The 12,458-nt window shown below is 49.4% G+C and carries 15 protein-coding genes; 3 read left to right on the forward strand and 12 right to left on the reverse strand.

Translation table 11 applies throughout. The annotated features are described in order from the left end of the window. Positions 1–71 precede the first annotated feature (71 nt). Positions 72–494 carry a hypothetical protein gene (locus KDW_RS19945; RefSeq protein ID WP_151757718.1) on the reverse strand — a complete coding sequence of 141 codons (423 nt, stop codon included), beginning with the start codon at positions 492–494 and terminating at the stop codon, positions 72–74. A gap of 262 nt (positions 495–756) precedes the next feature. On the opposite strand from KDW_RS19945, the gene KDW_RS19950 reads away from it, so the two are divergent. Next, positions 757–1,617, forward strand: a complete 861-nt coding sequence (locus KDW_RS19950) for a class I SAM-dependent methyltransferase (protein ID WP_151757719.1) — start codon at positions 757–759, stop codon at positions 1,615–1,617. A 248-nt stretch (positions 1,618–1,865) separates the two neighbouring features. After that, a complete protein-coding gene (locus KDW_RS19955) occupies positions 1,866–2,144 on the forward strand; it encodes a hypothetical protein (RefSeq protein ID WP_151757720.1) in 279 nt (92 codons plus the stop codon). Between the two features lie 292 nt (positions 2,145–2,436). On the opposite strand, the gene KDW_RS19960 is transcribed toward KDW_RS19955, so the two are convergent. Then, entirely contained in the window at positions 2,437–3,417 is a 981-nt protein-coding gene (locus KDW_RS19960; RefSeq protein WP_162005428.1) for a GNAT family N-acetyltransferase, read from the reverse strand. 290 nt (positions 3,418–3,707) lie between these two features. Between KDW_RS19960 and KDW_RS19965 the strand changes: the two genes are divergently transcribed. Continuing rightward, positions 3,708–4,187 carry a hypothetical protein gene (locus tag KDW_RS19965; protein ID WP_151757722.1) on the forward strand — a complete coding sequence of 160 codons (480 nt, stop codon included), beginning with the start codon at positions 3,708–3,710 and terminating at the stop codon, positions 4,185–4,187. On the opposite strand, the gene KDW_RS19970 is transcribed toward KDW_RS19965, so the two are convergent. From KDW_RS19970 to KDW_RS20015, 10 genes are all read right to left on the reverse strand, one after another. Next, positions 4,149–5,303, reverse strand: coding sequence for a TnsB C-terminal domain-containing protein (locus KDW_RS19970; protein ID WP_151757723.1), 1,155 nt, complete (start codon positions 5,301–5,303; stop codon positions 4,149–4,151). The two genes, KDW_RS19965 and KDW_RS19970, sit on opposite strands and share 39 nt — an antisense overlap. Before the next feature lie 418 nt (positions 5,304–5,721). Beyond that, a protein-coding gene (locus KDW_RS19975) for an IS3 family transposase (RefSeq protein WP_151757632.1) occupies positions 5,722–6,893 on the reverse strand; the annotation gives its coding sequence in 2 pieces (ribosomal slippage) (positions 5,722–6,626 and positions 6,626–6,893; 1,173 coding nt in all). Next, the gene (locus KDW_RS19980) at positions 6,886–7,476 is read right to left on the reverse strand and encodes a hypothetical protein (protein WP_151757724.1); all 591 of its coding nucleotides are present in this window, start codon (positions 7,474–7,476) and stop codon (positions 6,886–6,888) included. The genes KDW_RS19975 and KDW_RS19980 overlap by 8 nt, the downstream gene beginning before the upstream one ends. Next, a complete protein-coding gene (locus KDW_RS36045) occupies positions 7,437–7,703 on the reverse strand; it encodes a TnsA endonuclease N-terminal domain-containing protein (protein ID WP_151757725.1) in 267 nt (88 codons plus the stop codon). The genes KDW_RS19980 and KDW_RS36045 overlap by 40 nt, the downstream gene beginning before the upstream one ends. Before the next feature lie 12 nt (positions 7,704–7,715). After that, positions 7,716–7,916 (reverse strand): hypothetical protein, encoded by a 201-nt coding sequence (locus KDW_RS19990; protein ID WP_151757726.1) that lies wholly within the window; start codon positions 7,914–7,916, stop codon positions 7,716–7,718. A 186-nt stretch (positions 7,917–8,102) separates the two neighbouring features. Continuing rightward, positions 8,103–8,984: a UTP--glucose-1-phosphate uridylyltransferase gene (locus KDW_RS19995; protein WP_151757727.1), complete on the reverse strand. Its 882-nt coding sequence runs from the start codon at positions 8,982–8,984 to the stop codon at positions 8,103–8,105. Positions 8,985–9,341: 357 nt separating this feature from the next. After that, positions 9,342–9,755 (reverse strand): hypothetical protein, encoded by a 414-nt coding sequence (locus tag KDW_RS20000; RefSeq protein ID WP_151757728.1) that lies wholly within the window; start codon positions 9,753–9,755, stop codon positions 9,342–9,344. 263 nt (positions 9,756–10,018) lie between these two features. After that, positions 10,019–10,621 carry a hypothetical protein gene (locus KDW_RS20005; protein WP_151757729.1) on the reverse strand — a complete coding sequence of 201 codons (603 nt, stop codon included), beginning with the start codon at positions 10,619–10,621 and terminating at the stop codon, positions 10,019–10,021. A gap of 267 nt (positions 10,622–10,888) precedes the next feature. Then, a complete protein-coding gene (locus tag KDW_RS20010; RefSeq protein WP_151757730.1) occupies positions 10,889–11,692 on the reverse strand; it encodes an ABC transporter permease in 804 nt (267 codons plus the stop codon). Further along, positions 11,693–12,454 carry an ABC transporter ATP-binding protein gene (locus tag KDW_RS20015; protein WP_151757731.1) on the reverse strand — a complete coding sequence of 254 codons (762 nt, stop codon included), beginning with the start codon at positions 12,452–12,454 and terminating at the stop codon, positions 11,693–11,695. It abuts the gene before it with no gap. Between the last annotated feature and the right edge of the window lie 4 nt (positions 12,455–12,458).

Genomic DNA, 12,458 nt, shown 5'->3' on the forward strand with positions numbered 1-12,458 from the left:
GGATGCTTGCGGAATGGAATACATCTTTTTGCCCAGTTTTCATTGAACCAGGAATAAAAAACACGCAGCATCTATTGAGCCAGAGCAACTCTTATCTTAGTAACATATTTTTCATATTCAAGTGGATCAAGCAGGCGTTCTGCCGCGTGGGACATTCTTTGCTCCGGGGCTGCATCACCATAATAGCGAGGCTTGAGACGGCAATAGAGATGCGGATATCTACTACTTCCCATATCGATACTCATTTTCAGCGGCGTAAAGACCTTTTCTATTGCTCTGGCGGAGCGGGTCAGATCGTCAATAAATAAATATTGTTCCTCTTGTTCACGTGGCATCCACTTTGAAGAACCTGAAGGAAGTAATTCCGACAGGTTTTTTCGTATCTGCTCGGCAGCCCACTCCGTTGTATCTTGCTCAGCAATTCCAGCCTGTTTCGCAATTGCTACAACTCTGGCAAACATCTCATCTTCGAGGTTCAGTGTGATTGTTTTCATCGGTTCCTTCCTCATGATCATTGAGACGACTTTCTGTAGCAAGCTTACTCGATTTACTCAGCTCAGGAAAGTTCATAAATCTTTGCCTGACTGTTATTCTTTTCCCTTCTTCAAAAGCATAACAGGATTTTTGAGATGAGGAAAAGTGCGCTCGTCTTCATTGAAGTATATCCTTTAGACGAGCAAGTAACTTTACCAAATAGGATCTGATGTATATAATGAGGTTTCTGTTGTTTTTCTCTCGCAAAAAGGAAGAAAGAGTATGAGTAACGATTCTATACATCAGCTGGCCCAACAATATGGTCCCTTCGCGAGTTTTACGCACACTGATATTGGTCCTATCGCTTATGATTATCATGGTGATAGCCCCGTGGAAGAGATGCAACGTCTGCTTGAACGCTATGCACAAGCAGGAAGCCAGATACTCGATATCGGGTGCGGTGCTGGTCAGACGCTATGCTCTCTGGCAGGTCGGGTCAGGCATATCTGGGGTATTGATCGTAATCAGGAATTACTGACCCTTGCCCGGCAGTCCCTCGTCGACAATGCTATCTCCAATGCAACCCTTCTGTCAGGCGATGTGGTGACAGACGATATCATTGAGCAGATCGCAGATGACAGCATCGACATGGCATTCAGCCAGCGTGGCCCCAACATGAACCGGCAACTGGTCAGGAAACTCCGTGCGGATGGGATCTTTATTCAGGAACTGGTAAGCAGCGCTAACAGCTATCCTCTCCAGGAGATCTTTGGGCGCAAAAGTTATAGCCCCTATATCTACGGAGAGCAGCAGGTGCTCCTGTCCCAATATGCAGAGTTGGCGCTCCTACCGATTAGTAGTAAAGAATACATGTATGAGAGCTATTACCGTGACCGTGATCACCTGGAGATGTTACTACAAAGCCATAATGGAACGGCTTTAATCAGCGATTGGCGCTGGGGTGATCGCCCTTATCTTCCCGAACACGATCGTAAAGCGTTGGATTTGTATGTACAGTATAATACGACCAGCAAAGGTATCCGCCTCCTTGGCCAGCGCAGAATCTTTGTCTTGCGCAAACGCAGCGAACCATTCTATCCTATTGACTGTGCTATCCATAATAGCCGCACCAGCAACCAATAGTGAATGTTCATTCTGCTGCTAGTTCCTGGACACTTTCAGTGCGCCTGCTTCATCGTCAGCGATTTTGTTTTTAGGTGTCCAAGCGATGGCATCAGTGTGGAGATGATCGTGAAGTGATACTGTGTGAATCAGGCATAGTATCGCTTCGATGCTAAAAGTAGCGGAATGGAAGATAAGATCAGTGGTGGATGTGTTGTCTCCTCTTACAGTCTTTCAGGTCTCTCCAGAAGTTGAGGAAGGAGTTTCGCATGCAAATGGTGACTAAAAACGCTTTCGCAGAGCTTTTTCAACAATGCATTGCTCTGGCGCTTGAGGAAACGCAAAAGCGGGTAGTTGATCCTCTTCCCAAAGAGCTTTATTTTGGTCTCGAAGCCTTTGGGCAACGTGGAAAAGCTTTGTCGATGGAGGAAGTGTTATCCTTCCTCTATCGCGACGGCACTTTTCCACGCATCGTCGATATCGCCGTCAGAGGCATCAGGGAAGGGCGGCCTTCATCTGGATACGACCTTCCGGGCACGCTTATGTGAATGACTTCACTCACACCTGGAATACTCCTGTTGGCATGGGCCCATTCAAAAGAATGGTGTCAGGATTTCTCTGGCAGCGCTCAGAACTCGTGTCTACTCAAGAGTTGAAAGAGGAAGGTGAAAAATGGTAAGAGGACACCAGAAATGGGATGTTAGGTCTATTCCGAATAATCCCTTTACTCAGGCAACGTGTGCTTCATGCACTATAGTGCATCAGTCTGAACGTTACGCAATCATGGCGCAGCGCTTTTAGAGGGCAAAAATCCTTGTGACAACTGAGCTTATGAGAGATTCAGCACACACGCAAATCACATCGATAAGCGAAAAAGTGTTGCAGAAGAATGAAGCCTATCTCTTGATAAATAGCAATAGTCTGTTTGTTGTCACCCCAAGAGTGAAGCAGAACGTCATGTTGCCCTTCTGTACGTAACCAGTGCATGGCGGTCAAGACTAAAGAGTGATAGAGGGCATGGTGCCGATGGTGCGGTATGACACCCGGCTGTTCTATCTCATCGGTAAGTAGTTCCTCTGAGTCTTCATGCTCTCGTGGCAAGCGAGCTCGACGAGCACGACAAAATCCCGCGATCTCTCCATCGGGGGCAAAAACCAAAAAAATCCCGTCAAAGTCGGCATGAGCAAGCCACTCCTGGACAATATTTGCATCTGTTGCTCGCTCGTTTTCGGCATGTCCCCACCTATCAGCATAGCTCCTTGTCATCACCTCCAGCAAGACGCTGATTTGTTGTACCTCTGCATAGCTGCATATGCTGTATCCCACAAGCCACTCTGGCTCTTGGAGCGCAAGGGAAGCGGGAGCACGAAGCACCCATGAAGAACCCGCAAGCCCAAACCCTTGTTTCTGCAAAAAAGCATTGGCAGATATATTGCGTGCATTGGCGTAGAGTATGACCTGCTCGGCTCCCACCTCTCGTGCTCGCGCCTTCGCCTTTGTGAGTAAGGCTCTTCCCAGTCCGCGTCGCCGAAAGTCTGGATGGACAGCCACATAGAGGGTGCAGCGTTGCGGCGTTTGGGCAAAGACGCTACAATAGCCAATCAAAGCGTGCGAGGAATTAGGAGCTTCAATGACCCAGCAATCTTGCTCAGGCTTGTGATTCGGCCAGGAGAGTTGCTGACGCAATACCGTTTCGGAAGTATCTTCACCATCGTGATCATGATCTTCGATTGAAGTCAGCAGAACAGAGAGGGAGAGAAGATCATTGGCTGGCACGTATCGACGAAAAGTATAGAGCTGTTCGAACACCTCTTCTTGCATGAATTCCTTCCTTTTCATACTAGACTGGAGAGAACATACCATAAGAAGTTCGTCCTGTCTAGACATATGTTACGGATCAGTGATATTGTCAGGAGGGATGAGTTCAGCGAAAATGTCAGTATGGAAAAAAAGACAGTGACACTGAACTCACAAGAACAACAACGAATCAAGCGGCTCAATGAGCACATGGCAGGACTCTTGAGCATCAAACAAGTGGCCGAACTGATGCAGGTTTCTGAACGACAAGTCTATTGATGGAAAGCCGCTATCGAGAAAAAGGAGTCGAAGCCATGGCCCATGGAAATCGCGGCAACGTGAGTCCCCGACGCATTCCAGAACCAGTGCGTGAACACATTGCGCACCAGGCCAAAGGGATCTATGCTGGCTGCAATCAGCATCATATGCGTGATTTCTTCGAAGAACGAGAGCACCTGATCATTTCCCGCAGTAGCCTGCGGCGCATCTTGGCGGAGGCGACAATTCTGGTGAGTTCTCCCCCATCTCAACCCAAGCATCGACTCCGTCGTCCACGCTATCGACAGGAAGGTCAATTAGTCCAGATTGATGCCAGTCCCCATGCGTGGCTGCAGGAACGTGGCCCACGCTTGAGTTTAGTCGGCGGCATTGATGACGCGACTGGCAAAGTAGTAGGAGCCATCTTTCGTGAACAAGAAGATCAACAAGGCTATTTTCAGATCATTGAGCAAATGGTTGAACGCTACGGTCGTCCACTAGCGCTCTATTACAATGAGATTCCACTCGTGCTCTGAGCGTCCATGGACCTGGAGGAAGGTTTCAGCAATACACTCAATCCATTGCCCATCAATGTAGGCGTAGGCGAACCCCATATTGTAGGGTTCGTAACGCACTGGAACTGACTTACCAAAGACCGCGGGTGAACGCATACACTCATGCCAGTATTGCAATCCGTTCACGGTAATTCCCCTGCTCTGGTGAATTTTCACGACACCTGTGCGCGTGGATGGCCTCGTCTGAATCAAAAAGGCTTCCGAGTAGGGAATCATGGTGTGCGCGCGACTCCCTGCACGGAGCATCCCTTGTGCAAAGGCTTCTCGTGGACTCTGAAACAGCGCACGGTGCTCCATCTGGTCATAGACCTCCAGGCAGTATTCCGTGAGCCGACGTGCAAAGGCATCCAGGGTCCAGACTGCCAGGCGCTTCGGATCGACCTCATCAGTCATCTGGCGGGGGACTTTGCTGGCCTGCGTATTCCCCCGAAGCTGATTCAAGAGTTCGGTATTGGTTTTTCCGAAGAGCCGTTCAATCACCGATCCGAACCTTGGCTGCTGTGGAGGCCGCTCCAGTTTCGTCATAAAGCATCGAGCGAGTAGCGATTCAAAGTACACGCTGCCAAATTCCGGGCCGCGATCCACCACGAGTTCCTGGGGAAGCCGCCCATACTGCTTGACGCAGAGCCGAAACGCCATCATGGCCGAACGATAACTCGGGGGATCGTAGGTCACGTAGCAGGCGAGAATGCGGCGGCTGTATGCATCGGTCAGAAACGTTGCCCAGGGCTTCGCCAGAGGCTTGCCGGTCACTGAGGACACCAAGAGAATATCCAGTTCGGTGTGATCCATATGAGTGCGCTCAAAGGGGCGTTCGCCATGCCGGGGGGGTGTCTGATCCAGATAGGCGAGTGCCGGATCGAGCGCATAGGCGGCGCGCTTTCCCCGGCGCGAGGCCGTCACGCGAGCATCCTCAAATGCTTCCAATTCCCGATAAAAGGTGCGTTTCGCCCACGGAGGGAATGCCCTGCGCCTGTGCTTCGGCGCAGTACAAGCGGTACACCGATGCCGCCCGTTTCGCAACAGGCGCAGTGTAGTGTGTGGAAAGGTATTCCCTGAGCAGTTCCTTCGACGCATCAGGCACCCGAGGGGAGCGGTTGCCACGTTGGGATGCGCGGTCGAGCAGACCAAGATATCCACAACCCATCTCGGCTTCCGCCTGACGGTAGGCTGCTATCCAGTTTTGGACGGAGCGCGGAGTCACGGAAAGCTCATCGCCGCGAAAATACGCGAGAATCTGACTCCAGCGCTTGAACGCGGCTTTCTCGTCCTTCGGAGAAGCGGAAGTCAGACGGTCTCGCGCGGCGTCTGTGAGAGGCGAAGGGGTCGCCTGTTCTACCTGCTGAATGTGTCTGGAGTTGCCCCGTTTTTGGAGGGAACCCGAACAGAAATGTCGGGTGAGGAAAAATGCTGGGAAAATGATGAAAACATCATCACTATACGTAATACGTAACGTACTACGTATTTCTATTTTACGATAAAAGGTCTACCTCTGTCAAGAAAAATCGTTATCTGATTCGATTATGCGTTTTTCGTAATGAGCTGGACTGAGATATCCTAAAGACGAATGACGTCGTTTTCGATTGTAATATATTTCTATATACTCAAAAACCACATTTTTTGCCTCATTTCTACTTAGAAAGATTACACCTTGAGCACACTCTTTCTTTAAGGTTGCCCAAAAGCTCTCAATCATCGCATTGTCCCAACAATCACCTTTTTTACTCATACTCTTCTGGATATGATGCTCATGCAGCAGCATGTGATAGCGGCTGCTGGCATATTCGCTGCCCCGGTCTGAGTGATGGATGAGTTCCGCCCCTGGCTGACGCTGAAGCAACGCCATATGCAGAGCGGCATGAACTAGTTCAGTATCATGCTTCTCACTCATGGACCAGCCCACAATTTTGCGTGAATACGCATCGATTACACCTGCAAGATAGAGCCACCCTTCTCGTGTCTCCAGATAGGTAAAATCCGACATCCATTTTTTATCTGGTGCATCAGCAGCAAAATTTCGCTCTAAGAGATTGGGAGCCACCGGTAAATCATGATCGCTATTGGTTGTGCGTGGTTTTCGCTTCTTTTTTCTGGCACTGAGTTGCTGTTCGCGCATCAAACGTGCAATACGTTTCTTTCCACAATGAATGCCTTGATCTTTTAATTCTGCATGAATACGAGGACTTCCATAATGACCCCTATTTTGATGATAGGCATCTTCAATCCGCTCCATAAGCTGTTCGTCATTCTGTTTTCTTTTACTTTTTCCTCTTTTGCGCCAATTATAGTAGCCATTTTCGGAGACCTCAAGAACCTGGCACATCCGAAGAATGGGGAAAAGCTGACGATGCTCATGAATAAATCGGAATTTTACGGTTGGGGTTGCACGAAGATGCTCATGGCTTTTTTTAGGATATCCCTTTCTTGTCGTAATATATCATTTTCACGCTTGAGCCTTTTCATTTCTTCTTCTATAGATGTCTGATGCCCTTTGCCAGGAAATGCTTCTTTCCCTTGTTCACCAAATTCTTTGCACCATTTACTTAAAGCACTGTCAGAGATACCTAAGTCTCTAGATATTTGTGTTTTGGTTTTTCCACTCGTTTTGAAGAGTTGTACAGCCTGCTGCTTAAATTCTTTTGTGTAATGTGGTTGAGATTTACCCATTGAACCCTCCTATTTGAAGTATAGCAGATTTCTCTTCTCTGACCCTCCAAAAACGGGGTAATTCCAGTCCGAGGGCCACAAGGCGATGGAACTGCTCCACTGGAAGAGAAAAAGGGGCTCCCACTTCTGGGCGGAGAAGCACCTGGCTCTCCTGCATTTCGGCTTCCCAGAGCCGCCCATCAATGAGTAATGGAGAGGCGACAAGTGGAGGAGAAGTTGCTTTCTCTTGTGAATGGTGCGCCTCTTCCAGAGCTTGAGCTGACAGGTACAAAAAGACCCGCTCCCAATTCATCAAGGAGGTTGCAGCGAAGTCCGTGAAAAGAGCCTGGGTCGTCAGCATAGCCCAGACAACATCGACAGAAAGGCTCGGATGAGCTTCCATGAGCGCGGCGACACTGACCCCTGGATACACCGTCACAGCCTCTCTCACCTGACTCTCAGCCTGTTTTGAGAGCGTAAACGGATGGGTCCAGAAATCCTGGAGAAATTTCAGATTCTGGATGTAGTGAGGATGATATTCGCTGGAAGTACGTACGCGGTAGGTCAATCCCAACGCCTGTGCCGCCACTTCGCCTGGGGGCAACGCCATCCCCCTCGCGGGTCGTGCTGATAGCGGTCAGGCATCCGTGCGGTCAGCGGCTCTAAAGAGTCAGCCGACTTCCACTCCTCGAAGCTGGCCCCTGATCTGCGGATCACCAGGAAATCAGGAGTATGGCACGGGGAGGTTTGGCGTCCGGAGCGTGACTTGTAGTGAAGCTGGATGCGCGTTGGCTGGTCGTAATATTCCAACACATTGTCATCCCGCTCCATTGCATAGATCGCTCACAACTCGACATGCTGGCTCTCGAATTGGATAGTACAGCCCATCTTCACCGACGGATAGCGCCCACTGACATTCGAGGCACGTCCTCGCACACGGCGCGCTGGGGGCGAGGAACGAATGCGTTGCAGCGCCAGTTCAGTTGCAGGGGCGATCTGATTCTGCTGGCACCAAGCGGAAAATTCCTCATCTGTTAATTTCATGAGTTACCTTCTTACCCTCTCTGGCTGCCTGCTCCTCTCAAATTTGCCCGGCGTTCCGCTGCACTGCAAAGGAAAGAGGTGCGCGCGAAGCATGCATTTCTCTCCCTTGTGCCATCCAATGAGAGGCGAGCCAAACCCTCCAAGAAGTGGCCAGGTCCACCATATGAGCCCCTCTCATGTCACCGACTAGTCAAGTGGAAGTGTTTTCAGGAACGCTTTGAATTCCCTGTGAAGGTCTGGATGTTGCAGTGCAAGCTCAACAACCGCCTTCAGATACTCTAATTTGTTTCCGGTATCATAATATTTCCCCTGCTCAATTTCACATGCATACACGGGGTACCCTGTACGGATGAGTTCAGTGATAGCTTCTGACAACCAGATTTCTCCACCGGTGCCAGGTTGTTGCTGTCGTAAAATCGCAAAAATCTCTGGCGGAAGAATATAAGCACCGATGGTGGCCAGGTTGGAGGGTGCTTTGTCCGGGTGCGGTTTTTCCACAATCTGGTTGATTTTGTACACGTTTCCCTCAACCGGTTCAACATCGGCAATGCCATAGCGTTTCAGATCTTCTTTGTTCGGGATTCTCACGGCAGAGATCACCGCGCCCCCATATTGTTCATATACCCGGATCATTTGAGAAAGCCTTGGGGGCGTGCTGCGAATAAACTCGTCTCCCCACATCACCGCGAACGTTTCGTTTTCGATCATCGGCTCCGCACATAACACAGCCGTCCCAGTCCCATACATGCCCTTTTGACGAATATAGAGAAAGTTCGCCTGGGAAGTCAAGTCGTGCATGGCTTCCAGAAGATCGGTTTTGCCCCCAGCTTCGAGATTGTTGAGGAGGTCAGCGTTCGGAACATCAAAATGATCTTCAATGGCGCGCTTGAGCGCACCAGTAACAATACCAATATCTTCAATGCCTGCGGATATCGCTTCTTCTACGACATACTGAATAACAGGCTTATCCACGATTGGCAGCATTTCTTTGGGCATCGCCTTGGTCTGTGGGAGGAATCTCGTACCAAAGCCTGCGGCTGGGATAACGAGTTTACGAATCTTCTGCATAGAATTCCCCTTCTGTTTACACAATATTGCACAACAAGGTGGCATTCGCATTACCTGCGGCAGTTACCTCAAGTGTAAAATAGCGTGGTTGTCCTCATCTCTCTGGGCAAGTGCGTCGAGCGGCCTGAAATCCTGACAACGATGCGTTTCAAAGAAGAGAGTACCTGGGATTATTGAAAAACGCAAGTTTCTGCCGCATATCATTTCGTTTTTGTCAAATATCATTTCATATTCGTCAAAAAAGCTAGCAAAAACCAGCCTCATTGCACGTCAACGACAAGAGCACAAGCAAAAGGAAAAAATATGCAGCAGAATATACCTGTGTCTCTGCTTTTCTTTTAAAATGCCGTGGAAATTTTATGCGTCAAATGGAAAAGTTATGCGACAAACGACAGGATGTGCATAGATATGGGATGCACGTGCCCTTTGGAGGAGAGAGATCATGATCTCACCTTCCGAACAGGTAATGCGTAATTCTAACTCAAGAGGAACCCAGGTCATTTCTTCAAGGGATGGACCCGTCCATAGTGAGTCTATGTTCTTCTCGATACTTGCCTGATCTTCCCAATTAACCAGACGTTGCTGTGTAAGCCGCTGTATATGGACCTCAAGCCCTTCACGAAGTCTTTCCAGATCCCTGAGATAGCATTCCATGAAAGTTTCTATGTAGTAGTGTTGTGTCGTCGCCTCTGTTTCGACCGATACCGTTCCATTGAAAAAGATCTCATGACAGACCGGATCTCGATAGGGGGCACGAGGAATGATTTTCAAGGTAAAGCCCTGGCACGTAAAACGAGAGGAGAAATGATTCGGTCGCTTGTTTCGGTCGGAAGTATGTGATCATCACGCATGGATATGTTGCTGGAGAGCGCATCCGCCCAGCTTACGGAACTCACATCCCAGGACCTGGAGGTGTTTCAGATCGCTTTCTCACCTGATCTGCATAGCAGCGCTTTCTCCTCGTATCCTACCACATCTTTCTGATGGGAGATTGTCATAGTATGGATAGAAATTTCTTGCCCTCTTCTCCCGAATTATTTGAGGGCTGTCAGTATGCGATCAAAAAGATCATCCCATGGTCGTGCAGGTATAGTAAGAGCCCCTACTCGTTCAGCTTCTTGTTTGAGCCATTGTCCGTAGAGCCAACTTACCTGTGCACGCTTTTCTTGCGGTCCGTTTTCGGGTTCACGCTGCAAGAAATTGTGACGGAATTGTTCTTCACTGTCTTCATAGAGGAAGAGCGTGCGTATCTGGCTCTGGATCGATTTTTCTGAAAAAGCAGTTGTTAGCATGGGGAGGATGTAATCCCCTTCTAAAATAATAGGCGTCTGGCTCTCAATGTGATTGACTATAACCGCTTCCAACGCAGGGGCCATCACCTGTCCAACAGCTATTGTGTGTTTTACGATTTCTTCAGCGGACTGGTTTCCAGCTTCGGGATGGGTCTGCCAATAGTGTAGAACAGGTTGTTCTGCAGAAGTCGTCATGCGTTCGAGAATTACCTGGAAATCATCAATTTCCGTGATACCAATTCCAAAATGATGGGCCAATCGATAACTGACGCTGGTTTTCCCAACGCCAGATGGACCTCCGAGTAAGAGAATTTGCCAGGAACGGTAGGAAATATCATTGTCCAAGCGCGTGATTCCCTTCTTATAGATGAGTATAAGGAAACAGTACCACACTAGGAGCGAGAAAGGCAAGAAGAGGATCGATATGATCCCCTTCTGTGATGGTATATATGGCCGAAGTTTGGCTTGTCTGCTCTCAGGTCTTCTGAGAAGCATTTCCGTTTTTCATGGACTACCGTACATCCTGTCGACTCCCTGTCATAAGGACGCGCGTAACGTGTCGATAAAGAGCAGAGATGGTGTGAACGCCTTTCCTCGGATGCTGTCTTCTGTTCACACGCGCTTTTTATAGGCCCTCATCGCAAAGAAGTAGGCCACCAACAGAATGCCAACGCACCAGGCAAGCGCCACCCATATCTCCTGAGACACTGGCTGTCCATACAGCAACGCACGGATAGTATTCACGATCGCAGTCACGGGCTGGTTTTCAGCAAAGACTCGGACGACCAGTGGCATCGATTTAGTTGGCACAAACGCCGAGCTGATAAAGGGCAGGAAGATGATGGGATAAGAAAAAGCTGATGCGCCATCTATCGTCTTTGCCGTCAGTCCGGGAATCACCGCCACCCAGGTTAAAGCCAGTGTAAACAATGCGAGGATGCCAATGACGGTCAGCCATGACAGGATGCCTGCCGACGAACGAAAGCCCATAATCAATGCGACGAGAATAATGACAACCACCGAAATCGCATTGGATACCAGCGAGGTCAGGACGTGTCCCCACAGCATAGTGGAAGGGGCAATCGGCATTGAGCGAAAGCGCTCAATGATCCCCTTTTGCACATCGGTAAACAAACGGTACGCTGTATAGGATATGCCGCTCGCAATAGCCATCAATAAGATCCCAGGTAATAAGTAATTGACATAATTCGCTGTCCCGGTTTGAATGGCGCCCCCGAACACATATACGAACAGCAACATAAACGCAATAGGCATGAGCGTGACCGTGATGATGGTGTCCATGCTACGGAAGATATGGCGCATGGAACGACCAAGCATCACGCTCATATCGCTGAAAAAGTAGTTCTGTATCCGGGCTCCCGAGTCGTTCCTCTGTCTCGTTTGTATTGTTTCCATTTACTTTTCCTCCTTTTTGCCAATGATGGCAAGAAAGATCTCTTCCAATGTTGGTTGTTTTTCAACATACTCCACCTCAGCAGGTGGAAACAGCTTTTTGAGCTCCATGAGCGTGCCGCTGGCGATAATTTTGCCCTCATGGAGAATGGCAATGTGATCGGCAAGCTGTTCAGCCTCGTCCAGGTACTGTGTAGTCAAGAAGACGGTGATGCCACCATCAGCAAGCTCCTTCACAACTTTCCACACCTCGATGCGTCCCTCGGGGTCAAGCCCGGTGGTCGGCTCGTCAAGGAAAAGGATCGGTGGTGTTCCCACCAGGCTCATGGCGAGGTCAAGCCTGCGGCGCATACCGCCTGAATACGTCGACGCCCTGCGGTTGGCGGCATCGGTTAAACCGAAGCGTGTCAGCAACTCGTCGGCAACCTGGCGCGGATGTTTGAGGTGTCGGAGCCTGGCGATCATGATCAGATTTTCTTGCCCGGTCAAAATCTCATCCACGGCGGCAAATTGCCCGGTCAGGCTGAGTGATTGCCGCACGTGGTCTGGCTTTGACGCAACATCAAATCCGTTGACGATGGCCGTTCCGCTGTCCTGTTTGAGTAGCGTGGTAAGGATTTTGATCAGTGTCGTCTTGCCCGCGCCGTTGGAGCCGAGCAGGGCAAAAATGCTGCCCTGCTCCACGGTGAAATTCACACCTTTTAAGACATCAAGTTTCTTGTATGATTTTTGTAGATTTTCTACCTTAATTGAAACATTTTGCATAATA

Origin of the sequence: Dictyobacter vulcani, from assembly GCF_008974265.1 — a bacterium.
GTDB classification, from domain to species: domain Bacteria; phylum Chloroflexota; class Ktedonobacteria; order Ktedonobacterales; family Ktedonobacteraceae; genus Dictyobacter; species Dictyobacter vulcani.

Excerpts from the sequence above, each read along its gene's own strand:
- KDW_RS19945 (WP_151757718.1), bottom strand. The coding sequence starts at position 494 with ATGAAAACAATCACACTGAACCTCGAAGATGAGATGTTTGCCAGAGTT.
- KDW_RS19950 (WP_151757719.1), top strand. The coding sequence starts at position 757 with ATGAGTAACGATTCTATACATCAGCTGGCCCAACAATATGGTCCCTTC.
- KDW_RS19955 (WP_151757720.1), top strand. The coding sequence starts at position 1,866 with ATGCAAATGGTGACTAAAAACGCTTTCGCAGAGCTTTTTCAACAATGC.
- KDW_RS19960 (WP_162005428.1), bottom strand. The coding sequence starts at position 3,417 with ATGCAAGAAGAGGTGTTCGAACAGCTCTATACTTTTCGTCGATACGTG.
- KDW_RS19965 (WP_151757722.1), top strand. The coding sequence starts at position 3,708 with ATGGCCCATGGAAATCGCGGCAACGTGAGTCCCCGACGCATTCCAGAA.
- KDW_RS19970 (WP_151757723.1), bottom strand. The coding sequence starts at position 5,303 with ATGCGTCGAAGGAACTGCTCAGGGAATACCTTTCCACACACTACACTG.
- KDW_RS36045 (WP_151757725.1), bottom strand. The coding sequence starts at position 7,703 with ATGGAGCGGGATGACAATGTGTTGGAATATTACGACCAGCCAACGCGC.
- KDW_RS19990 (WP_151757726.1), bottom strand. The coding sequence starts at position 7,916 with ATGAAATTAACAGATGAGGAATTTTCCGCTTGGTGCCAGCAGAATCAG.
- KDW_RS19995 (WP_151757727.1), bottom strand. The coding sequence starts at position 8,984 with ATGCAGAAGATTCGTAAACTCGTTATCCCAGCCGCAGGCTTTGGTACG.
- KDW_RS20010 (WP_151757730.1), bottom strand. The coding sequence starts at position 11,692 with ATGGAAACAATACAAACGAGACAGAGGAACGACTCGGGAGCCCGGATA.
- KDW_RS20015 (WP_151757731.1), bottom strand. The coding sequence starts at position 12,454 with ATGCAAAATGTTTCAATTAAGGTAGAAAATCTACAAAAATCATACAAG.